A 23,403-nucleotide genomic window follows, 5' to 3' on the forward strand; every position below is an offset into this window, starting at 1 on the left:
ACAAACCGTAACACGACCAGATAAATTACAAGTACATTTTACCTACGATGCTTTAGGCAGAAGACTAAGTAAAACCTTTAAAAGCACCACAACCTAATGGCTTTGGGATGGTAACGTACCATTACACGAATGGAAAGAAAAACCACTCGCGCGACATATCCGTAACTCTGGCGCACTTCTGTGAAGTGTGTCTAATTTTCTTTAGTATTTGCAATGCTATTTGTTATCTTTAAACAATGTCTCAGAGATATAAAGTTATAGATAGTACAGTTCCAACATTTGTGACAATAACAATAATTGATTGGGTAGATTTATTTATTCGACCAACCCATTTTAAAATATTAGATGACTCTCTAAATTATTGTATTGCTAACAAAGGATTAACCGTACATGCATACATATATATGAGTAGTCATATACATCTTATTATAAGTTCTCAAGAAAACGAGTTGCAGGACATTATTAGAGATTTTAAAAAACACACCTCAAAACAATTTATAAAAGCGATAAAAGAAAGTCCTGAAAGTAGAAGAGAATGGCTTTTAGCTAAATTTAATTATGCTGCTAAGCGTGTAAAGAAAGGTGTTAATTTTAAAGTTTGGAAAGATGGATTTCATCCTGTAATTTTAGATACTAGCAAAAAAATAGAACAACGTATAAATTATATACATTATAATCCTGTGGCTTCAGAATTAGTTTATCATGAAAGAGATTGGAAAAACAGTAGTTATGCAATCTATGAAGAAAACAATTTAGAAATACCTTCGGTTAAAGTACATCCGCTATGGTAATTTGAAATAGAAAAACAATTAGTCATGCTTTACAAAAGCGCGCCAGGTTCTGAGATTATAGATGACGCGCAAGTGGAAATAGATGCTGGAGAAGGTGCAAGAGGAAAAATATACGATTGGGAGCAATCAAACACTAATACTAATGCTGGCACTTTAGATCCTAATATCCATAAACTCCCAACACCTAAATAAATATAAATGAAGACTTTAACAAATTTGGATTTTCAACTAAAAATAGATAGCGAAATTAATAGGGATCAAATAATTGAGTATTGCTATAACCTTCGTTTAAAGTCAAAACATATAACAAATTATATCGAATTAAATTGTCTTAAACAATTAAAATTCAAGACTGAAGAATTTAGAGGTATTGTAATTTCACTTATGCATGGCTATGATGATAAAAAATGGTCTAACTATGATAATCCATTTATAACACCTAGTACATCAATAGGTATTTATATTCGTTTTGATAAGAAGAAATATGATTCCTTAAAAACAGACAATGAGTTTAGAGATTTCATTTATGAATATATGGTTGAATCTTTTAAAAAGATAGAAACTAAATATGAAATTCCATCAACAGAAATGTTAGCTTCTTATGAAGAGTTAAAAAGTAAAAATTTCATCAATGAAAGGTTGTCAATAAAAAAGTCAGATAGAACTAGAAAACTACTTGCAGAACTACATTCTTCTGTTACAATAGATAAATTTATTTTAACTTTAAAAGTCTATCAAGACAAAAAAGAAGTTTATAATAAAATTGTGTTAGAAACAGTTCCAGATACATTAGTTTATGCTAATAAAATGAAAAAATTAGTTATAGAGGAAACTGCAATAAAAGTTTTGGGAATTGGAGATAAAGTTACATTTTCTTTACCATTAGAAGATATTTTGAAATAAATATCCATCGCCTAGTACTCTGCTCTACAAAGTTTGTAACTTCGTTGCTACCCCGCTAGCGCTCGTTTGTACCGAGTAAGTTCTACAAAAGAATTAAACAATAAAAGCTATCTATTCATTTAGGTAGCTTTTTGTATTTTTAAGGTATACATATAAATTTCATAATCCAAGAAGAGCCCAAACTAAAAAACAATAAAAAGATCATTCACCCTTTGCGAAATCACTACAAACACCAAGGTTATATGAAGCATGATTGAAAACGTAAAGTTTATTAAAATTCTTAAAACATCATTTTATTGCAAAAGCGCAGGTACCACTTTTACATAATTTGTTATACCTGGTTTTAATGGTCTACATATTCTATAAACCTCTGGTATTCGCGTATTAAAAAAAGTGTAATTAGAATGTACCAAGCCAAATGTTCCTGTAGATTCTACAACCAAAGCTTGTAACTCATTGGTACTAATTCCTCTTACGGTATTAATAATTGCTATATGTTCTGATTTTTCATTAGCATCATTGGTATTACCATAAACATCACACCATATTAATACATCGTTATTTCTAAAAGCGTTAAAACTGGTTCTTTGATTCCTTCTTCCTCTAGTAAAATAAAAACGTATCGCTTTTGCAGGCACACCATGTACACTACTAAAATAACTATTCACAAATCCTGAGCAATCTGTTCCTAAATATCGATCACAATAAGACTGTAAATGATCTGTAGCATGCACAGCTACAAGTGCAGTTAATGTTTTTTGACAATCTGCAACACTACCCTTTCCATGAAAGCATTTAGAAACCGCTTCGCGATCTAATCCATTATTACCTGTTTGCCTAATTAAACCAATAATCCTCGTTTTCTCCATTACATTTATTGCAGATGCAATCGCACTTCTAGAACTTGTAGCAGTTATAGTACTTGTAGTGTTTCTAGCACTTCTATATTTACTTACACTCACAATAGTTGCTCTTATTTGACTATCTTGATCTGGAGTAGTTTGTAATAATCTCTCCAGAACTCTTAAATGAAGATACTGCGATTTGTATTGTAATGGTGTCATTTCTATTTCACTCTTAAAGGTTACATTACCGTTTTAATGAAACAAATCATTTAAAGTTAACGACATACATCAAATTTTTTAATTAAAAATAAAAACGTAACTATCTATTGATAGGTATTTTATAAATTAGTAAATTAATTCGTACACTTAGAAATTTTTAAAACCCAATTTAAAACTTCAAAAACGTAAAGATAAAATGCACAAAGTTTTTGTTACAGTAACCAATTCAAAAAATGGTATAGCTAAATTAACTAGCTATGATTATAGACCAGATAGAATTAGATATGAAGTACCCTTATATATTGTAAAAGTAAAAGGTACAGATAAAGATGGAAATATTATTGAAACCAAATTTAAAGCTATACGTTTTGGTGTTAAAAGAACCAAAACAATTAATGCGCACATGGTAGGTTTACAAGATGCACAATCGTATACCTTAAAATGGGATAATATAACTACTATGCCAGGAAAAGCTTGGAGAGTCTATGCTGGTTTTTTTGTACATAAAGGACCTGATAGACCTTTAGATGAAGGATATGGTTCTGTTGGTTGCATTGAAATATGTGGTTATGGTGAATGGACAAAATTTAATAATTTAATATTAGAATTAGCCGATTGTAATACTTTAGATGAAGTTAGTAATGGTAGGTTTGTAAAAATTACTTATATGTATGCCCAAAAACCGGCACTTAAAAAGTTATAGAAATTTATGAAATTTAAAATAGAAATTATTATTATTATATTTTGTCTTCTGCTAAGTTGTAAAAAAGAGATAAAAAACGATGTCAACGATAATCCAAATATCGAACTAAATGTAGACACCACAAAACCTGAAAAATCATCAAAGAACAAGCAAGATTCTATACCTATTTACAGCGTTTCCTACACGAAAGATACTAGCCAAAAAACATTAGAAAATCTTTCTATAATCACAAAAAAATTGCAATCGCAGTACATTACTTATCCATTTAAATTTGTAAATGAACTAGAAGAAATTAGAACGAATTACGATTCTAAAAGTTTTTTAAAAATGTTAGCTAGAGATTTTAAAAATGATGACTTTTTAGATATTTCAACGAGATACTATTCTTTTGTAGTGCCTAATAATAATCAAGAATCGCATTACATTGCAGTAGAAGAATGGCAATATCCAACTACGCAAAAAGCAAAATCAGTTTTTGAGAGTTTAAAAACGTATAGAGATAGAGAAATTAAATTTAAAACCATTAATTGGATTTGGGTGCATCAAAAAGAGAAAATCTATCTTATATTTTCTACAGCGTTTATGGTAAAAGAAAGCGCCATGCAAAATATAAAAACAGAAATTATTAAAACAGCTTCAGCTATTGGAGATTACGAAACACTTCAATTTTACGAATAAAACTTTAAATTTAAAACATAAAAAAAGCACAGTAAAAAATTATTTTCTACTGTGCTTTTTATTTAAATTACTTTGTGTAATTGTATATTAATTATAGATTTTACTGCTGCTCATAATCAGCATCCCATTCTGTACCATCATCCCCCGCTAGCGCTCGTTTGTAGCGCGTGCCGTATCGAGTAAGTTCTACTAAAGATTTAAACAATAAAAGCTATCTATTCATTTAGGTAGCTTTTTATATTTTAGCAGACCATTTGGGGAACAGAGCGTATAAAAAAGGTCTTGTAGATCTTTTTAGCGAATGAGCCAGCTGGCGCGCTGGGAATGCATGCATAATGCAGAAGGCGAACAAACGGCATTGAAAAAATATAAATTCATGAGTTATAAGGTATATATCGTTCTCTTTCTTTTACCGCTTATAGGTTGTAAAAACGAATCAAGACAAGTAGAAGAGAAAAACACTACATTGGATATTGTAGAAAGTACAAAAAAAGCAATACCTGTTTATAGCATTTCTTTTTTAGCTAAAGAAGCTAAAGAAAGTACTGAAAATATTTCTTCGGTTACAAAAAATTTACTCTTAAAATATAAAGCGTATCCTTTTGATAAACATCCAAATGAATTTGAAGAATTCATGGATATTTATAAGTCTAAAGATTTCATTAATACATTGGCAAGAGATTTTGATAATAAGAATTTTCTAGATATAGAAACAAAATACTATTCATTTATCACACCAAAAGATAACTTAGTTGCCAATTATATTACCATAGAACAATGGCAATATCCAAGTGTAAAAAAAGCAAAATCTGTTTTTGAAAGTCTAAAAAATTATAAAGAAAAAGAAATCTATTTTAAAACAATTAACTGGATTTGGGTATACTAAGAAGATGCAATCTATCTCATATTCACTAATAGCTTTGCGGTTACAGAAGAAGTAATGCAATCCATAAAAAAAGAACTTATAAAAACGATAGCTTTATCTGGTAATTACGAAACTATTCAGTTTTATGAATAAATATTAAAATTCAGCTTTTTTATCCCAAGTCAAAGAGGCTTTGGGCGCACTGCTTTCTTCTAATATTTGATACCAAACAGTAATATTATTTATAGCATCTTTGGACCAGGTTAGTCCTTCAATTTGAATGAATTCAGGTGAAACAGTACTATCAATAAAAGCATCTTGAATGTTATTATAAAATTCTCCGTGCATATTATCTAATACCTCTGTTTCTGTTTTATTTGGGGCACCATATTTTTCAACAGCATCCTTTTTACTAAGTTTCATTATATCATTAAAGTCTAATTCTTGCATTACAATCTCTTTTTTAAGCGTAGCTTCTTCATGGAAAGTAGTTTTAGCATTTTCCGTATTTTTATTACAATTTAATATTAAAACACAAAGTAGAATATAGTAGAATTTCATATTTAATATTTTGAAAATTTTGTAGCATTTAACATCGTATTCAATTGCGAAATAATATAATCTAGATGTCTATCTTTTAATGTATTACCAATATTCATTAAGCTTTTCCTATCGTTATAATAAGCACTAGCCGGATTATATTCGTCTCCATGCATATTACTGCTTGCATAGATAGAGTTTCCAACGGCATGTCCAAATTCATGCGTTAATGGATATTGATAATAGCTTTTACTAGCAAGTACACGTTTTCTTAAACTGGTATCTTTAGTATCCAGGTTAATTTTTTTACTACCCCAACTAACACTACTTGTTGGATTTCCTATATAACCGGAAGGATATTTTGTTACTAAAACTTCCCAATGTTGAGATTCTAAAACCCATTCAATATCAAAATTAACATCCCATTTTACCTTTGCGTATTGTTTTGCAAAATCCGAATTACCAGTTACTTTTAGATAAAAACTTTTCCCCCAATTATTCCAAATAAGGTTATCTACTTTTTTATGAAAGGTTTTCTTTTCAATATAATTCCAATCGGAACTTGTAGCATCTTTAAGCCAAGTATATTGCCATTTCTGCTTTATTAAAATAGCACTCCTATCTGCTTCGATATGAATATCCATTCTATCTGTTTTCTTTGTATAATAAGGCATTTTTTTACGATTAAAAATTAACAAAAAAAAACCTCTTCTTAAAGGAATAAGAAGAGGTTATGAATTTTAAGATTTATTGTTGCTCATAATCTGCATCCCATTCTGTACCATCATCTCCTTTTTGACCATCCATTTTAATCATAAAGTTTTTGGCTGGAAAGTAAGGTTTCATGTGTATATCTAAAAACACACGATCTTTCTGGTTAGGATCTTGTTCAAATCTTTTAATAGAGAAATCTTCAATAAGCTTATCCGGTCCTGTAATACCATCTAAAAACTTAACGATTTGTCCCATTAATTCTTTTCTAGTTTTTGCATTAAAATTCTCAAAAGCACGACGGTTTAAGAAATCCATTAATACTTTGGTTACATAATCGAATACTCTAACTACAGAATAGGTTTGTAAACCTAGATTATCTCCATTAAATAAAGTTTTAGCAGAGAATGCCATTACTTTACCGTATTCATTAACCATTGGTACTAATCCCATTTTTTCTAAATGTGCAATTTCACTCTTTTTAAGATCAAAACGTACACCATCTATTTCATTAATACCACCAAACTTTTTACCTGCAGTAACTTGAGACATTAAGGTTTGGTAAATTTTACCTGCTAAAGCACCTGCTGGTGGAACATATAAATCATCTTCCTCTCCTACTTCATCTACTTTTTCTCTACCTACTAACCAGTTACAAGCCATGATTACGTTCGACTTATATTTGTCTCCACTTGTTAAATTAGCAGCTTCAAACATTTCCATAACATCATCCGGCTCATCTAAATGCTCAAAATCGGTTACTAACATTGCTTTATTTTCATATGCAATTTTAGCCCATTTTTCAACCACTTTATTAGATCCTAAATAACCAGGAATTACTAATAATCCGTAATTATCTCTTAAATCCAAACGGTCATAAGTAGATTTTAATTCTTCTGCTACAGCATCAATAAAACGCGTATTATCTAGATCTTTAACTTGTTCTAGTTCTGCATTCATTATCGATATGTTTTTCAACTTATCAGATTCTGTATTTTTATAAAATAATGCCATAGAACGATATGATCTCTCTAAGTCATTGGTAGCTTCTAAAGCCTTATGCAAGTTTTTCTTTAAGGAATCATTAGCCGTTTGCGACTTCGTTTCTGAAGCTTCTACCATTTCTGGAATGCTATCCGATTCGGATAAAACAGAAGACCAAATCTCTAATACTTTTTTAAGCTGTTCTCTATCTTCTTTCTTAGCCTGTTCGGTAAGAAATATTCGTTTACGAGCCTTACGTTCTGGATTCATATTTTGAACGCCTTCAATACAGGATTCTAACAGGTCAAATCCGCCATACTTAGCAAGTTGCTCACTCTTTTCTTTTAAATACTGTGCTGGGTTTTCTACTGGAGAAAATTGTTCTTGTGCTTTTGACATAATTATTTGCTTTCTTCAATTTCTGTTAGTAATGCTCTCATAGCTTCTAATAAAGATGCTTTTGCTTCTGGGTTTTCTAAAGCCGTTTTTAAAATTTTATTCGTTTTTAATTGCTTTACAATTTTAATATACTGATCTTTTTCTGTGTTAAGGTCTTTTAAAAACTTGCTTTGTTTTGTAATTCCTTTTCCGCCAAAGTCCCCTAAATTTTTAAAATTTAAGTTTTCTTTTCTACCAACACCATCCATGTCTTCGAACTCTACTTCTACTTCTGGCTTGTAATGTTCAAAAACTTCTTCTACCGTTTTTAATCCTGTTACAACTTCTGGCTTTATTGGTTGATCTTGTGTTAATTTTTCAACAAAGAGGGTTCTGTTTTGAGGTATTTCTTGAATGGCTTCATTAGCATCTGTTTTTACTTCTGTACCACCAATTCCGTAAGTATCCATATTATTTTGGTTTAATTAATTCTTTAATAATGATAAATATAAGCAAATTATTAGTTTTTCAACTTATTTATATTGCCACTTTAATTCTTTTTTAGCATCTATATCTAGTGAAACTTTTGCTCCTTTTGTAATCTCTCCAGATATTATCATCTTAGATAAAGGCGAGCGTAAGTCTGTTCTAATCACACCGCGTAAAGGTCTTGCTCCATATTTTGGTGTAAACCCTTTTTCTGCAAGGTGCGTCATTGCTTTTTCAGATATATTTAAAGTGATTTCTTGTTTCTCTAAAGCTTTAAGCAATCCTTTTAATTGAATTTTAAAAATCTTCACTACATTTTCTTTGGTTATTGGTGAAAACGGAATGATTTCAGTTAATCTTCCTAAAAATTCTGGTCTAAAATAGCTTCCCATTATTTCTAATAAATCATTAGATTTTGGAATAATTCCTTCATCAAAGGATTCTACAATATGCTGACTTCCAATATTAGAGGTAAATAAAACCACTGCATTTGAAAAATCTCCTACTTTTCCCAATCGGTCACTTAGTTTTCCTTCATCTAATATTTGAAGAAAAATATCAAAAACCGAAGGATGTGCCTTTTCAATTTCGTCAAAAAGAACAATAGAATATGGTTTTTGTCTTATTTTATTAACTAGCAATCCACCTTCTTCATACCCTACATATCCTGGAGGTGCTCCATATAATAAGGCTGCAGAATGTTCTTCTTTAAATTCACTCATATCAAAACGAATAATAGCATTTTCGTCTTGAAATAAAAATTCTGCCAATGATTTTGCTAACTCTGTTTTTCCAGTTCCTGTTGGTCCAGAAAAGAAAAAAGAACCGACTGGTAATCCTGGTTTACTTAAACCAGAACGCGATTCTAAAACTGCCGAAGTGATCACACTAATAGCGTGGTCTTGACCAATCACTCTTCGTTGTAAAACTTCTTCCATATTAAGAAGCCTTTCTTTTTCGTCGGCTTGTAATTTACCTGTTGGAATTCCTGTTTTATTTGCTATTGTAGAAGCAACATCATTTTTATTAATGGCCGTTTTTTCTTGTGAAGCAATTTCTAATAACTGTTTTAAAATTTTATCTAAAGCGGTAAATCCTTGTTTTGGCGTCTTTACTTTTTCAAAATGGTTCTCATCCCCTAACTCATCGAATAACAAATAACTTAATCTGTTTTTCATTAACGCGTATTCCCAAATTTGTTCTTTTAAAACCGCTTCCTTTTTTAATTCTTTATTATTTTTTAGTACTTCTAAATTTTCTTGAATACTATTAATTTCATCAACAGAAGTTTCAATCATATATTTTGCAGCAGACATCGTTCTATCGATTAAATCTATTGCAGAATCTGGTAAACTTCTTTCTTTATTATATCGTTTTGCTAGTCGTATCGCCTCTTGTATGGTTTCCGTATCAATTTCTAAATCATGATGCTCGGTATAATAGGACACGGTGTTTTGTATCATTCGATGTGCCTCATCTTCATTCGGTTCTAGCAGTCTTACCGTTTCAAATTGACGCGATAATCCTTCATCTACTTCTATATGCTTTCTAAAAGCATCATTAGTTGCTGTTCCTATTACGGTAAGTTCTCCTTTAGATAATTCCGATTTCAATAAATTGGCTAAACCTTGATTTCCTTGATTTTTATCGGTTAGATTATTGATTTCATCTACTAATAAAATGGCTTTCGGAAATTGTTTAATCTCTTCAATTACCTTTTTTAAACGGTCTTCAATTTCACCTTTATAACCTGCTCCAGAAACTAAGTTGATAAAATCTAACTCAAAAATTCTAGCACTTTTTAAATGTTCTGGCACATTATTATTTACAGACGCATAGGCTAATCCATTAAACAAAACGGTTTTACCAACGCCAGGATCTCCAAGAATTAATACGTTTGGCTTCGATCTTCTTCCTAAAATTTCAGCAATCATTTTTATTTCCGATTCCCGTCCTGAAATAGCATCTAACTCATTGTTACTAGCTTTTAAGGTTTTATCAATACAATATTGCGCAAGTGTACTTGTGCCTATCGCTTTATTTTGGTTAGAAGTAGTCGTTTTTCCAGAAGAAGTATTCGAGGTACTTTCTTTCACTCCCAAATTATCAATAATCTCATTTGGTGTTAAAGAAAATGATTTTAATTGCTCAAAAGTAAAGCCAACACCTGGAGTACATAATGCAATAAGCACACAATGTTCTGTAACTTCTTCTAAACCTAATTTTAGTTTAATATTGTCTGCTTCATACAAAACAGCTTCCACAGAACTATCTCCAGAAGGATTCTCTGGAATTTTTGTGGTTTTCGGATAAGATTCTAGTCGTACTTCTGCCCATTCTTCTACATAATAACCGTCTTGACCGATACTATCTAAGTAACTAATCAAACCTATATTTTTATGCATTAGTGCTTTTAGTAAATGTGCAGATGCATACTGTTTGTGTGCATATTCTTTTGCAACCGCTTGTGCTATATGAATTGCTTCTTTTAGTGTATTGGAAAATACATAATCGGACATATCTATTAAGTTTGTTTATTACTTTTAATGATTAAAAAACATTAAAGTCATCATATGCAGGTAAATAATTTCTTTAAGGAGGAACTAATTTAGAAATAATCTAAGAGAATACCAACTATTTTGGTTTCATCCTTTTTAATGATTTTTAAACAATAAATTTACACTAATTTATTGCTACAAAAACTTAATTTTTAATATTATTTCACGTAAAAATCATAGATAATGCAACTCCTTTATAATTGGGAAACAAAAGCTAAAGCCCGAAGTTCATTATAGTAATATGCTCCTTTTTGAATAAAGCCAACATGACCACCAAAATTAGGCATTTCTAAATGTAGATTTTTATTGTTTTTTGCTTCTTTTATCGGATAACATTCTGGAGATAGAAACGAATCATTTAAAGCATTTATGATTAAAGTGGGCACTTTTATATTTGGTAGAAACTGAAGACAACTAGACTTTGTATAATAGTCTGTTGCATCTTTAAAACCATGTGCTTTAGAGGTATAAACGGCATCAAAATCTCTCAACAACTTTATAGAATCGACTTCTTGTGAGGTGATTCGATTTGGAAACTGAAGCAACTTCGGTTTTAATTTTTCTACTAGGTGTTTTTTAAATCGGATTGCATATGGTTTGTTTTTTAGCTTGTGTAATTCGTTAGCAGAACCTTCTAAAAAACAAGGCACAGAAATAGCTATAGCTGCTTTTATTTGCTTTGGAAGCATTCGGCCTTCCCCCAAATATTTTAGTGTAATATTTGCTCCCAAACTAATTCCTTTTATATACATCTCGGAATAGCTTTTATTTTCTAATATATGCTGAATGATTTCGTGTAGATCTTCGGTTGCACCAGAATGATAACTATAATATTTTAAGTTCGGTTCTCCGCTACAACCTCTAAAATTTACACAAACAGCATCTACTCCATTTTCATTAAATAATTTTGCTGGACCAGTAACATAAGGTCGTTGCGCATTGCCTTCTAAACCATGTAAAACAATCACTAATTTGTTGGATTTTTCTTTTGCATAACTCCAATCTAAATCTAGAAAATCGCCATCACTAAGCGTTAAGCGTTCCCGAGTTTGTTTGATTTTTACTTTTCGGATTAGTCCAGAATATATGGTAGCAATATTTCCGTTTCTAAATAAAAAGGGTGGTTTGTATGTGGTGTTAAGTATTGGCATTACACTTCTAAACTAGTAAATTTAAAATCGGTACCACTAAATAGTCCTTTGTCACTTAATTTTAAATCTGGAATGACCAGTAAAGCCATAAAAGATAAAGTCATATAAGGTGCATGCAACGTGCTTCCTAATTGTTTTGCCATTTTATCCAAATCTGCGTAATCTTTACCAATAGTGGCACCATCTTGATCGCTCATAATTCCTGCAACTGGAAGTGGAACAATTTTTTCTTCGGAATTGCTAATCGCACAAATTCCGCCTTTATTTTCAATGATTAGATTTACCGCTTTACAAATCGCTTCGTCAGAAACACCAACAGCAATAATATTATGCGAATCGTGACCAACAGAACTTGCTATTGCGCCTTCTTTTAATCCGAAATTCTTTATAAATGCGATTGCTGGTTTATCGTTATTATAGCGATTTACGACCGTCATTTTTAGGATATCATTTTCGGTATTAGAAACCAGGTTTCCATTTTCAATGGTAGCTTCTTCAATCAGCTCGTTAGTTACTAACTGCCCTTCTAAAGCTTCAATTACCCGAATTTTTTCAGCAGAGGAATCGAATCTAAAATCGGAAACCGTTTTCTTTTCCGTATTAAAATTATTCAGATTTTTAAAAGCTACATCTTTAATATTAACCTTTCCGAAGTCATACACCAATTCCCCATCTACGTAGGTTTGAAGCGTTTTAAAATTGGTTAAATCTTCTACCACAATACAATCTGCTGCATCCCCAACTTCCAATAAACCAACATCTAGATTATAATGTTTCACCGGATTGATACATGCTGCTTGCAATACTTGAAATACATCTATATTTTTAGCGATTGCTCTTGCACACAATGCGTTGATATGCGAAATGATTAAATCGTCTGGATGCTTATCATCACTACAAAACATCATATTTTCAAAATGTTTTGGCATTAAATCGATTAGCGCTTCAAAGTTTTTGGCTGCAGAACCTTCACGAATTAGAATTTTCATTCCTTTTTGCAGTTTTTCTAAAGCCTCATCATAGGTAAAACACTCGTGATCGGTGTAAATACCTGCCGCTATATATTTGGTAATATCTTCTCCTCGAACGCCTGGAGCATGACCATCTACCGGTTTATTATTCGCTTTTGCATGTGCTATTTTTTTAAGCACTTCTTCATCATCAAACAAAACACCAGGATAATTCATCATTTCTGCCAAATACTTAATATCTGGATTTTCCATTAGCTTTTTTATGCCTTCGGAATCTATAATTGCTCCAGCAGATTCAAAACTAGTTGCAGGAACGCAACTTGGTGCACCAAAATTAAATTTAAAAGGCACTTTTTTTCCGTTTTCAATCATGAATTCCACACCAGGAACGCCTAAAACGTTTGCTATTTCATGCGGATCAGAAACGGTAGCAACGGTTCCATGCTGTACTGCTAGTTTCGCAAATTCGCTTGGCACTAGCATCGAACTTTCAATATGTATGTGTGCATCTATAAAACCTGGAAGAATGTAATGATTACTTGTGGTTTCTTTTTCTACAATAGACGCTATTTTACCATCTGTAATAGTGATTTCTCCTGTATAGATTCTCTTGTTTTGTATGTCTACTATGTTTCCTTGTAATTTCATATGTATTCCTTTGAAAAAAGGAATCTTATCCTTTAATCTAATTTATTAAATGTAATATTAAACAAAAAAAAGCTTCCATTAAAACGGAAGCTTTATTTTGTTTTAGCAGAACTATTTTTTAAACCATTTTGCAGCTTGCTTTACGTCTACTAAAATCCGTAAATAAAACTGCTAGTTACGTTTTTCATATTCCCGACGAATTCCTTTAACAAGCAAAGTATCACTAATCTTTTCTTCTTTTTCTTTAATTGTTTTTAAGCTTGCAAATTGGATAACATTCCTTATTTCTGTTGCGCTCAATTCATGTTTTTCAGAAAGCATTTCTAGATTTATTTTTGGATCTAGCTTCGTTTTTTCAGGAAGTGCATTTTGCCATAGTTTAAATCTTTCGGCGGCATTAGGTAAGAAAAAAGGCACTTTTACTTGAAACCTCCGACTAATTTCTGGGTCTTGAATACTATCCTTAACCGCAAAAATGATAATGCCGTTAAAGTTCTCCATTATATTTAATAGATAAGAAATTTCTTGATTTGCATAACCGTCATGTGCATCTCCAACTTCCGTTCTTTTTCCAAATAGTGAATCCGCTTCATCAAAAAATAAAATACTATTCGATTTTTCAGCAAAACGAAGCACCTCCATTAGATTTTTTTCGGTCTCCCCAATATATTTTGAAAGCATACGAAATAGGTTTACTCGATATACCTTTTGATTGGTTTTCTTTCCTAATAAAGTTGCTGTTAAAGTTTTCCCTGTACCTGGAGGTCCATGAAATAGCGCGAAATAACTAGGTTTTATTTTATTAGACATTTCCCATTCTTTAAAAAGCACCGCGCTATGTGCTATCCAATCTAATACATCTTCTAATCCTTCCTTTGTTTTATCATTTAAAACTAGATGATCCCAATTCCATGTTGTTTCTAAAACTTCTGCATTTTTTACTGTATTGGGAATACTAGAAAACGTTGCGCTAACTTCTATTCGCAACGGATCGCCATTAGGTTCAAACAAGGTATAGTTTAAATTTAAATCGGAAAGAATTCCCGTAAACGCCAAACTATCTCCCCATTTAATTTTTAAAAACCGAGGATACTTTTCACTAGCCTTTTTAAAATAAACCGTGTGCACAAAAAGGGCTAGTTGCTCTTTAACCGCATGATTAATGGAATTATAAGTATAACCAGCAATGGTATTTGTGCCGTCCAAAATAAAATCCAACTTTAACTCTTTTGGTTCTGACACTACATACGATTTAATGGTTATTTTGTTGGTTGTTAATCGGTAGTTTTGAGAAAACCCTTTAGGGTTAACGGGTAGTGAAATTGGGTTTGATTGTAATTTACACAATGTAGAAAAGCTTCTATCGTTGTAAGCAAAAATCAAAACCTTAATTTGTTTTTCTGGACTTCCCATAATTCCTTTTAAAATATTTTATTGTAAAAATTTGTGTATAGATCGCAGTTATTAAATGGGTTGAAAGTAATTATATTTCAAGACCAAAGTCTCTATAAGAATCTCTCCTTTCTCTGCATTCAGCTTCCCTAGTTCCCAACGCATTGGCCACACATGAAATAAGCGCCAACGTAATAAAACGGCATGTTTTTCATCTAAAACATCTATATCTACTGCTTCAATTGGATGTTTTACATGATTTTGAAAAGCCTCTTGACACCAATGCACTAGCGCTGTATTTTCTTGGGTAACCATTCCTTTTTTTAAGGTGAGTGGTGTATAAATAATACCGGAAGGAAGTTGATGCACAAATCTATTTTCGCCACCTTCTACTAAGGGTTTACTCTGCATTTGTGCCTGCAACCCAACAACAGACTGAAAGCCCACTTGTAATTGTTTCGTTTTAGACAAACCAACAAAAGTTACATTAAAATGGAAACCAACAATAGGATATACATCTTTGGCCATTGTGTTATTTTGCTTCTAAAATACGTATCCCTTCATGCACTAATATCATGCTTTCTATAGCAATTTCATTACTATCTGCTTTTAAACTTGCCGATTGCACTTTACTTGGCCAAGCATTTTCCAGAAGCCATGTTACTATGGGCTCATGATTTTCATTGAGCAGCTTTATAGATACACTTCTTCTATATAAAGATCCAGTACTGTTTCCTTCTTGAAAAAAATATGTTTTTTGCCACTCTTTAAAAAAGTCGAAATCTCCTTGATACGTGCCTCTTTTCAAGGTAACATCACTATACTTAGTGAGACCTGGTTGCTTGGATTTATTATATTTTTTGCTAATTCCGGAACGATATTCTATGACTTGTGTTTCAAAATCTAATCCGCTTACTTCTGAGAAGTCTAATCTAAAATCGTCTCCCCATTCTACGGAGAAATGAAATTTCACCAAAGGGTAATCTCCAACTGCAGCCATAACTTTATATTTAAAATTAATTCGTTAAAATAAACGCAAAATCCTACAAATCAATATTTTACAATATAAATATACATATTTTACTGGAGATTTTCACCATTCCATATAACAAAAAAAAGCTTCCATTAAAACGGAAGCTCTTTAAAATAATTTTTTACTAAAATTTATTTTTTAATAAACTTCTGCGTTTGTTTTGCATTTTCTGAAATTATCTCTAAAAAGTATATTCCGTTAGATAATGTAGTTACATCTAATTGATATTGTAATGCATTATTTGATAATTCTATGGCATTTAATTTCCTTCCGTTCACATCATAAATAGTCAAACTATTTAAAGCTACTTTACTTTTAATGGTAAGCAGACTTTCTGTTGGGTTTGGGTAGATAGAAAAATTATTACTATTGAATTCTTCCATAGATAAATTTTCCACAATCTCTGTTGCAACTGTATTTGTTGTAATTGCTGGGTTAAAGTCGAAGAAAATATCTGCCGTATTATAAAAAACATCTCCAACTGTCACATCACTTTTTGGCTTTATTTTATAAGCGATAAACCCATGTGAGTTTGGTTCATCATTGGTACTATCTGCTAAATTAATATTATCAAATATAAAATCAACCATCGTACCATTTGTAATTTCTACTTTTCCGGTATGGCTTAGACTTTCTATCTGCATGGTAGTATAGTCTAACTTATCATCCAGTACATTTTCTATATGCACATTAATGGCACTTGCGGTTCCTGTATTTTGAAAACGAATGATATAGTGTAAGTATTTATCTGCATCTTCTAATAGAATCTCTTCCCCTTCTAAAACGCTAATATCATTTGGATCGTAAGAAGCAATTACGGTTTGATTTAATAAAAATATATTATCCTCTGGAGTGTTATCTCCTGTAATTGGTTCAATTGTTGCGGATGCGTTTAAAATATCTCCAAGATTTGTAGTAGGTAAAGTAAATAAGCTGCATACTACATCTATTATTCTAGTTTCAAACGGGTTTAAATCGGAATAATCAAAAGTTACCGTGTTTGTAGTTTGCGATGCAACAGATTCAGTAGCTTCTACGAAATAAAGTTTTGTATCATCAAATTCATAAGTTACAGTACCACTCATAGTCGTTGTACCTATATTTTTATACACGATGCGATACGTAGTATCAAATCCTGGTCTAGGATCATCAAAAGAAGGATAAACGCTAACAACCAAATCATTTACCAACCCTATTGGCTCTAAACAAAACTCGATGGTATCTACATTACCAACTCCAGTAAAAGTAGAGGTTTGTGATGTTGGATTAGAAACATAGTAATACGGTAATTGCGATGTTATAGAAGTTGTATATTCGCCTTCATTTGGGAAAAGCTGATAAAATCCATTACTTAATGAAAAGGTAGCAAGGTTTTCTGAATCACTTTCCGTCAAAATCATTATATTTTCAAGCGTAGGATCTGAAGCATCACAGCCATCCGCATTTAAATCTACACTTAAAATTCCATTAATTTCATTCGCAACAATACCAATATTTCTATACCACGCAATTTTATCATCGTCTTCAGAACATGAAATGATATCCATATCTCCATCATTATCTATATCCATTGCAAAAATTGAATTAGCTCCGTCGGCATCTGTAGATATTATTTGTTCTGTTCCAAAGCTCCCTAATCCATCTATGTTTTCATACCAAGATATTTTATTCTCCCTTGAAGTAGCAGAGCAAACATCTATATCTCCATCGCCATCTACATCCATTGGAAAAACAGCTAAAGTTTTATCTCCAAAAGAAAATGTAGAACCGTTAGTATCTATAATATTATCTGGTCCAAAATCTCCTAAACCATCTAGGTTTTCATACCATGAAATTTTAGCGATATTTTCAGACACAGAAAGCACATCCAAATCACCATCATTATCTATATCAATCGCATATACTAAAGACGCTCCATCATCATTTTGACTAATAATTTGTTCGTCACCAAAATCCCCTAATCCATCTACATTTTCATACCAAGCTATTTTATCATCATACTTGGAAGCTGAAAGCACATCCATATCTCCATCCCCATCCATATCTTGAGCATAAACAGAGAAAGCACCATTTGCATTAACTGTAATAATGTTCTCTGTACCAAAAGAACCTTGACCGTCCAGATTCTCAAACCATGCAATTTTATCATCAAATTCTGAAGAAGTAAGCACATCTTTATCGCCATCGCCATCCATATCTGAAGTATAAATAGAGGTTGCGGTACTAATAGCGGTTGTAATAATTTGCTCTGAACCAAAATTCCCTAGACCATCTATATTTTCAAACCATACTACTTTAGGGTCAAATAAAGCACGTTCAGGCACAGCTAATACATCTATATCTCCATCTCCATCTATATCGTCTAAATGTACATCTAAACCATCAGTAAAGTTAGTAGTAATTACATGCGATAGACTAAAAGTACCCAAACCATCCATGTTTTCATACCATGAAATTTCATTATCTCCATGAAATATAGATATAACATCCATATCACCATCACCATCTATATCTGCCGAATATACAGATTTAGGCATATCTGCATTTTGTTCAATAATATCTCCTCCATTAAAATTACTTATACCATCTAAGTTTTTATGTAATTTAAGAATATGAGAGCTTTGATCTGATCCTGAGAAGGAAAGAATATCTGTATCACCATCCCCATTAAAATCATGATAAAAAAGAGCATTTAACGGATCTGTTTCTATATTTAAATCTTGACTACTCTCAAAATTACCATCACCATCTATACTTCTATACCATACTACTTCATCTTCATATTGCGATGCAACTAAAAGATCTTTAAAACCATCACCATCTAAATCTTCAATGTGTAAAACACCTAAAGTGACTCCTGTTCCAATTATCTCTTCGGAACCAAAATTTCCAGAACCATCATTTCTATGTAAAAGGATATCTCCTGCCGCTCTTACTAAATCTAGATCATTATCTTCATCAATATCTACAAGATAAAATTTTTGTAAAGTTGTAACTGGATAATCTATAGTATGTTCTATAAATTCACCAAAAAGCGTAGTTCTTTCATACCAATAAAAAACATCTAAACTAGTTTCTTTACTATCATACATATCTAAATCACCATCACCATCTATATCTGCAAATACTAATTTATTAATATTTATATTATTTGCCAATACTTGCTCACTACCAAAATCGCCCAAACCAGTAGTATTTTCATACCATACTCTGGTTAGCGAATTATTAATATTTCCTGTTACGTCTAAATCGCCATCATTATCAATGTCTAAAGCTACAATATCTGTAATATCAGATGTTCCAATTAGTTGTTCTTCACTAAAAGTTCCTAATCCATCTACATTATCAAACCAAGCTATAGTAAAAGAATCCCCTCCATTACCATAAGAAAATAGTATATCTATATCGCCATCATTATCTATATCTTTAGCTTGAGCATCCACTAAAGAACTTGTAGAAATTTCTATGGTAAATATGTTTTTTTGTACACCAAAAACACCATTGTTATCTAAATTCTCGTTCCATGCAATTTTATATACATTTTCCCCTTGAAAAGATGCTGTGAGAATATCTAAATCGCCATCACTGTCTATATCGGCAATTGAAATATCTCTGATTCCTTTTGGGTTATAGGTATCATCAATGATTACATTTTCCTGAAACCCTATTTGGGCAGTTGCATAAAAAGTAAGACAAAAAGTAAAAAGGAATAGGAGTACTTGTTTTTTCATAATTTAGGTCTAATAGATTTAGGATACTAACTTACAATAAATAAATAAATTATTTTACAAATACACTTCAAAACTAGACCATTTTAAATCTAGAATCACCTATAGCTTTTTAAGATCTTCAAAATTATTAATTGCCCGAGCAAATTAAAAACGAATTGCAAGAACAGAACAATGTGCTCTACAATTAAATTGAAAAGTCACTTTAATATAAAACAAAAAAAAGCTTCCCTTAAAACGGAAGCTCTTTAAAATACTAATGTTCAATAATTTACTTTTTAATAAACTTCTGTGTTTCTTGCGAGTATTCAGAAACTAGTTCTACAAAATACATTCCGTTAGATAAATTAGCGACATCTAATTGGTATTGTAATGTATGATTGGATAGTTTTACATCTTTAATTTTTCTACCATTAATATCAAAAATAGTAATAGCACTTAAAGGTGTTTTACTGGTAATGGTTAATTGATTTTCTGTTGGGTTTGGATACACAGAAAAAGTATTGGTATTAAACTCGCTAACCGATAAATTTTCTACAATTTCTGTAGCTACTGTATTGGTTGTAATAGCAGGATTAAAATCGAAGAAAATATCTGCAGTATTATAAAAAACATCACCAACTACTACATCGCTTTTTGGTTTTATTTTATAGGCTATAAATCCATGCGAGTTTGTTTCATCATTGGTACTATCTGCTAAGTTGATATTATTAAATATAAAATCAACCATCGTACCATTTGTAATTTCTACTTTTCCGGTATGGCTTAGACTTTCTATCTGCATGGTAGTATAATCTAACTTATCATCTAGTACATTTTCTACATGCACATTAATGGCACTTGCGGTTCCCGTATTTTGAAAACGAATGATATAATGTAAGTATTTATCTGCCTCTTCTAATAGAATCTCTTCACCTTCTAAAACTCGAATATCATTTGGATCGTAAGAGCCGATAACGGTTTGATTAAGAATAAATGTATTATCTTCTTCTGTTTCATCTCCTGTCACTGGATTTATAGTTGCAGTTGAAATTAGAACATCATCTATATTAGTTGTTGGTGGTGCAAATACATTAAATTCTAAATCAATGGTTCTAGTTTCGAAAGGATTTAAATCTGTAAAATTAAAAGTCAGTGTGTTTGATGTTTGAGAACTTATTGGTTTACTCGCGTTTAAAAAGTTAAGTTTTGTATTGTCAAACTCAAAGGTAATATTATCGCTTAATATTGTTGTTCCTACATTTTTATACACTATTTGGTAACTTGTATCAAAACCTGGTCTTAGATCATCTTGCGAAGGGTAAACCACTATTTTTAAGTCATTTACCGTTTGATTGGAAGTTAAGCAAAAATCTATTGTATCTACATTACCAATACCTATAAAATTTGATGTTTGAGAAACAGGGTTAGATGTATAATAACTAGGTAAATTAGAAATAGAAGTCGTAAAACTCCCTTCATTAACTGCTATTTGATAACTACCATTATTCAAAGTAAATGTAGAAAAGCTGTCGTTGCCATTATCGGCATTTATTAGTAAATTACTAACATTTATATCATTATTATCACAACCATTTAAATCTAAATCTAGTTGTATTACCCCATTTATTTCGTTTCCTAAAACGCCCAAGTTTTTGTACCAGGTTATTCTGTTATCATTTATTGAAGACATGAGTACATCCGCATCACCATCACCATCAATATCACTAGAACAAACAGATACTGGTCTTTGTGGATTAGTAGATATTAATTGACTTGAGGTAAATGTTCCCTGGCCATCAATATTTTCATGCCAAAATATATCGCCAATAGTTAATCCACTACTTGAATATGAAGTTGAAACTATATCCATATCTCCATCGTTATCCATATCGTTCGAAAAAATGGACTTTATTAAAGAAGATTCATCTGTAAATATTGTTTGTTTTGTACCAAAAGACCCTAAACCATCTAAATTTTCATACCAGACTATTTCATGATCTTCGGAAGAAGCGGATACAATATCCATATCATTGTCGTTATCAATGTCTGCTACATAAACCACATCTATTTCACCTATACCTGTAGATATAAGTTGTGGATTTCCAAAAGTTCCTTGTCCATCAATATTTTCTACCCAATAAATATCAGAACTACCAAAAACAATATCATTATCGTTATCATGATCCATATCAATTAAGTAAATAGGACCAGAATATGCGTTTGAAATCAATACTTCCGAAGCACTAAAATCCCCCTGTCCATCTAAGTTTTCAAACCATAAGATATTACCATGACTATTTATTAAAATATCACCATCATTATCACCATCAATATCTTCAACACTTATTGATGTTCCATAAATATTATTATTGGGCACACTACCAATAAAGTGCCTTACAAAAGAAGTTTCCTGACTATCTATATTTTCAAACCACCTTACACTACTAGAAGTAGCAGAAACAACATCTAAATCTCCATCTCCATCAATATCAAATGCAAAAACAAAATTATAACTACCAGAATTAGTGCTACTATTATAATCTATTACTTTAATATTCCCAAAAAGACCATATCCATCAGTATTTTCAAACCAACCCAAAATATTATCCGAACAAAAAAGTATATCTTCATCTCCATCTAAATCCATATCTACGGAAAGAACATCATTGGGGTCGGATACTTTTGCTAATATAATTTTCTCATCACCAAAATTTCCTTGCGTATCTAAATTCTCATTCCATGAAATATTATTATCAAATCTATATCCTCTTAGGATATCTAAATCTCCATCACTATCTAAATCAATTGCTTGTACATGATTTGGATTATTCATATTTATTGGAAAATAAGAAGAGGAAAAATTACCTGAACCATTATTTTTACGCAAAGATCCAGGGGTAATTATATCCAAATATCCATTACCATCTATATCAACTACATCTACAAATGATCCTCCCCCACCAATTTCTGTTCCAGATGAAAAACTCCCCATTCCATCGGTGTTTTCAAACCACTTCATCTGTCCATTTTCGTCTGAAATAGCAATAACATCCATATCTCCATCATTATCATAATCAATGGAAGAGATTGATTTTATTACAGAATCAATTATGTTTCCTACAAACTGAAAAGTACCTAAACCATCTATATTTTCATAAAAACGTACGTAATTATAACCTCCACTAACTATATCTAAATCATTATCATTATCAAAATCAACCAAATGAAAAGAATAAATATCAAATTCATCATTAATAATATTTGGTGCTCCAAAAGTTCCTTGTCCATCCGTATTTTCGAACCAAGCAAATATCCTATCTCCCCCAACAATTTCCCCACTAGATGCAATAATATCTACATCCATATCTCCATCAATATCTGCAAAATAAATTAACTCAGCATCAAAATTTATGGTTTGAGAAATACTAAATGTCCCTAATCCATCTAAGTTTTCATACCAGACTATAGATCCAAGCCGTCCAGAAAGAATATCCTTATCTCCATCATCATCGATATCCACTAGATAGATAGATGAATGCTTATCTTCATAAACATTCGAAAAATCAATAGTTTTAGGCCTTCCAAAATCCCCTAAACCATCTAGATTTTCTAGCCAAGCAAGTTCAGAAGCACCTTTTAAGCCAACAATCAAATCATTGTCCGAGTCGCCATCAATATCTCCTGAGTATATAGGAGTGAAAAAGCCAGAATAAGCTTCATAATTAAGAATAACATTATTTTCTTCAAACCCAATTTGCCCACAAACTGTAAAACAATAAAAAAAAGTAGTAACTACTAAAAGTAATTTTAATTTCATAAGTTTAGATTATTGAC

Annotated in this window: 19 protein-coding genes; 6 read left to right on the forward strand and 13 right to left on the reverse strand. The window is 31.4% G+C overall.

Annotated elements, in window-relative coordinates; all coding sequences use genetic code 11:
- Positions 1-236 precede the first annotated feature (236 nt).
- The 3 genes from ACVCXO_RS07910 to ACVCXO_RS07920 are packed head-to-tail and all read left to right on the forward strand — an operon-like array spanning position 237 to position 1,694.
- Positions 237-791 (forward strand): REP-associated tyrosine transposase, encoded by a 555-nt coding sequence (locus ACVCXO_RS07910; RefSeq protein ID WP_452229056.1) that lies wholly within the window; start codon positions 237-239, stop codon positions 789-791.
- A gap of 24 nt (positions 792-815) precedes the next feature.
- Entirely contained in the window at positions 816-983 is a 168-nt protein-coding gene (locus ACVCXO_RS07915) for a hypothetical protein (protein ID WP_452229057.1), read from the forward strand.
- 6 nt (positions 984-989) lie between these two features.
- Positions 990-1,694, forward strand: coding sequence for a hypothetical protein (locus ACVCXO_RS07920; protein ID WP_452229058.1), 705 nt, complete (start codon positions 990-992; stop codon positions 1,692-1,694).
- Between the two features lie 293 nt (positions 1,695-1,987).
- On the opposite strand, the gene ACVCXO_RS07925 is transcribed toward ACVCXO_RS07920, so the two are convergent.
- Entirely contained in the window at positions 1,988-2,758 is a 771-nt protein-coding gene (locus ACVCXO_RS07925) for a hypothetical protein (protein ID WP_452229059.1), read from the reverse strand.
- Between the two features lie 196 nt (positions 2,759-2,954).
- On the opposite strand from ACVCXO_RS07925, the gene ACVCXO_RS07930 reads away from it, so the two are divergent.
- The 3 genes from ACVCXO_RS07930 to ACVCXO_RS07940 all read left to right on the forward strand — a co-directional run bounded on the left by ACVCXO_RS07930 (position 2,955) and on the right by ACVCXO_RS07940 (position 5,025).
- A complete protein-coding gene (locus tag ACVCXO_RS07930) occupies positions 2,955-3,461 on the forward strand; it encodes a hypothetical protein (RefSeq protein ID WP_452229060.1) in 507 nt (168 codons plus the stop codon).
- A gap of 6 nt (positions 3,462-3,467) precedes the next feature.
- Positions 3,468-4,139, forward strand: a complete 672-nt coding sequence (locus tag ACVCXO_RS07935) for a hypothetical protein (protein WP_452229061.1) — start codon at positions 3,468-3,470, stop codon at positions 4,137-4,139.
- Between the two features lie 301 nt (positions 4,140-4,440).
- On the forward strand, positions 4,441-5,025 hold the full coding sequence (locus tag ACVCXO_RS07940; protein WP_452229062.1) for a hypothetical protein: 585 nt from the start codon (positions 4,441-4,443) through the stop codon (positions 5,023-5,025).
- Between the two features lie 135 nt (positions 5,026-5,160).
- Here the strand turns inward: ACVCXO_RS07940 and ACVCXO_RS07945 are convergent, their stop codons facing one another.
- The 12 genes from ACVCXO_RS07945 to ACVCXO_RS08000 form a co-directional block, all read right to left on the reverse strand.
- A complete protein-coding gene (locus ACVCXO_RS07945; RefSeq protein ID WP_452229063.1) occupies positions 5,161-5,565 on the reverse strand; it encodes a hypothetical protein in 405 nt (134 codons plus the stop codon).
- A 2-nt stretch (positions 5,566-5,567) separates the two neighbouring features.
- Positions 5,568-6,218: a hypothetical protein gene (locus tag ACVCXO_RS07950; RefSeq protein ID WP_452229064.1), complete on the reverse strand. Its 651-nt coding sequence runs from the start codon at positions 6,216-6,218 to the stop codon at positions 5,568-5,570.
- A gap of 73 nt (positions 6,219-6,291) precedes the next feature.
- The gene (locus ACVCXO_RS07955) at positions 6,292-7,638 is read right to left on the reverse strand and encodes a DUF5458 family protein (RefSeq protein WP_452229065.1); all 1,347 of its coding nucleotides are present in this window, start codon (positions 7,636-7,638) and stop codon (positions 6,292-6,294) included.
- Positions 7,639-7,640: 2 nt separating this feature from the next.
- Positions 7,641-8,087, reverse strand: coding sequence for a hypothetical protein (locus tag ACVCXO_RS07960; RefSeq protein ID WP_452229066.1), 447 nt, complete (start codon positions 8,085-8,087; stop codon positions 7,641-7,643).
- 63 nt (positions 8,088-8,150) lie between these two features.
- Positions 8,151-10,625: an ATP-dependent Clp protease ATP-binding subunit gene (locus tag ACVCXO_RS07965; protein ID WP_452229067.1), complete on the reverse strand. Its 2,475-nt coding sequence runs from the start codon at positions 10,623-10,625 to the stop codon at positions 8,151-8,153.
- A gap of 233 nt (positions 10,626-10,858) precedes the next feature.
- Positions 10,859-11,815 (reverse strand): YheT family hydrolase, encoded by a 957-nt coding sequence (locus tag ACVCXO_RS07970; protein ID WP_452229068.1) that lies wholly within the window; start codon positions 11,813-11,815, stop codon positions 10,859-10,861.
- Positions 11,815-13,434, reverse strand: a complete 1,620-nt coding sequence (ade, locus tag ACVCXO_RS07975) for an adenine deaminase (RefSeq protein WP_452229069.1) — start codon at positions 13,432-13,434, stop codon at positions 11,815-11,817. The genes ACVCXO_RS07970 and ade overlap by 1 nt, the downstream gene beginning before the upstream one ends.
- A gap of 171 nt (positions 13,435-13,605) precedes the next feature.
- A complete protein-coding gene (locus ACVCXO_RS07980; RefSeq protein WP_452229070.1) occupies positions 13,606-14,847 on the reverse strand; it encodes a CIS tube protein in 1,242 nt (413 codons plus the stop codon).
- Positions 14,848-14,898: 51 nt separating this feature from the next.
- Entirely contained in the window at positions 14,899-15,354 is a 456-nt protein-coding gene (locus ACVCXO_RS07985; protein WP_452229071.1) for a phage tail protein, read from the reverse strand.
- A gap of 4 nt (positions 15,355-15,358) precedes the next feature.
- On the reverse strand, positions 15,359-15,826 hold the full coding sequence (locus tag ACVCXO_RS07990; RefSeq protein ID WP_452229072.1) for a phage tail protein: 468 nt from the start codon (positions 15,824-15,826) through the stop codon (positions 15,359-15,361).
- Between the two features lie 164 nt (positions 15,827-15,990).
- A complete protein-coding gene (locus ACVCXO_RS07995; RefSeq protein WP_452229073.1) occupies positions 15,991-19,590 on the reverse strand; it encodes an FG-GAP-like repeat-containing protein in 3,600 nt (1,199 codons plus the stop codon).
- A 268-nt stretch (positions 19,591-19,858) separates the two neighbouring features.
- Positions 19,859-23,386, reverse strand: coding sequence for an FG-GAP-like repeat-containing protein (locus tag ACVCXO_RS08000; protein WP_452229074.1), 3,528 nt, complete (start codon positions 23,384-23,386; stop codon positions 19,859-19,861).
- Positions 23,387-23,403: the final 17 nt, after the last annotated feature.

The organism is Lacinutrix sp. MEBiC02404, from assembly GCF_053601575.1.

Bases quoted from the DNA above. Each gene is read 5' to 3' on its own strand.
- ACVCXO_RS07945 (WP_452229063.1), bottom strand. From the start codon at position 5,565: ATGAAATTCTACTATATTCTACTTTGTGTTTTAATATTAAATTGTAAT.
- ACVCXO_RS07940 (WP_452229062.1), top strand. From the start codon at position 4,441: ATGAGCCAGCTGGCGCGCTGGGAATGCATGCATAATGCAGAAGGCGAA.
- ACVCXO_RS07920 (WP_452229058.1), top strand. From the start codon at position 990: ATGAAGACTTTAACAAATTTGGATTTTCAACTAAAAATAGATAGCGAA.
- ACVCXO_RS07955 (WP_452229065.1), bottom strand. From the start codon at position 7,638: ATGTCAAAAGCACAAGAACAATTTTCTCCAGTAGAAAACCCAGCACAG.
- ACVCXO_RS07925 (WP_452229059.1), bottom strand. From the start codon at position 2,758: ATGACACCATTACAATACAAATCGCAGTATCTTCATTTAAGAGTTCTG.
- ACVCXO_RS08000 (WP_452229074.1), bottom strand. From the start codon at position 23,386: ATGAAATTAAAATTACTTTTAGTAGTTACTACTTTTTTTTATTGTTTT.
- ACVCXO_RS07960 (WP_452229066.1), bottom strand. From the start codon at position 8,087: ATGGATACTTACGGAATTGGTGGTACAGAAGTAAAAACAGATGCTAAT.
- ACVCXO_RS07950 (WP_452229064.1), bottom strand. From the start codon at position 6,218: ATGCCTTATTATACAAAGAAAACAGATAGAATGGATATTCATATCGAA.
- ACVCXO_RS07995 (WP_452229073.1), bottom strand. From the start codon at position 19,590: ATGAAAAAACAAGTACTCCTATTCCTTTTTACTTTTTGTCTTACTTTT.
- ACVCXO_RS07990 (WP_452229072.1), bottom strand. From the start codon at position 15,826: ATGGCTGCAGTTGGAGATTACCCTTTGGTGAAATTTCATTTCTCCGTA.
- ACVCXO_RS07930 (WP_452229060.1), top strand. From the start codon at position 2,955: ATGCACAAAGTTTTTGTTACAGTAACCAATTCAAAAAATGGTATAGCT.
- ACVCXO_RS07910 (WP_452229056.1), top strand. From the start codon at position 237: ATGTCTCAGAGATATAAAGTTATAGATAGTACAGTTCCAACATTTGTG.
- ACVCXO_RS07935 (WP_452229061.1), top strand. From the start codon at position 3,468: ATGAAATTTAAAATAGAAATTATTATTATTATATTTTGTCTTCTGCTA.
- ade (WP_452229069.1), bottom strand. From the start codon at position 13,434: ATGAAATTACAAGGAAACATAGTAGACATACAAAACAAGAGAATCTAT.
- ACVCXO_RS07915 (WP_452229057.1), top strand. From the start codon at position 816: ATGCTTTACAAAAGCGCGCCAGGTTCTGAGATTATAGATGACGCGCAA.
- ACVCXO_RS07965 (WP_452229067.1), bottom strand. From the start codon at position 10,625: ATGTCCGATTATGTATTTTCCAATACACTAAAAGAAGCAATTCATATA.
- ACVCXO_RS07985 (WP_452229071.1), bottom strand. From the start codon at position 15,354: ATGGCCAAAGATGTATATCCTATTGTTGGTTTCCATTTTAATGTAACT.
- ACVCXO_RS07980 (WP_452229070.1), bottom strand. From the start codon at position 14,847: ATGGGAAGTCCAGAAAAACAAATTAAGGTTTTGATTTTTGCTTACAAC.
- ACVCXO_RS07970 (WP_452229068.1), bottom strand. From the start codon at position 11,815: ATGCCAATACTTAACACCACATACAAACCACCCTTTTTATTTAGAAAC.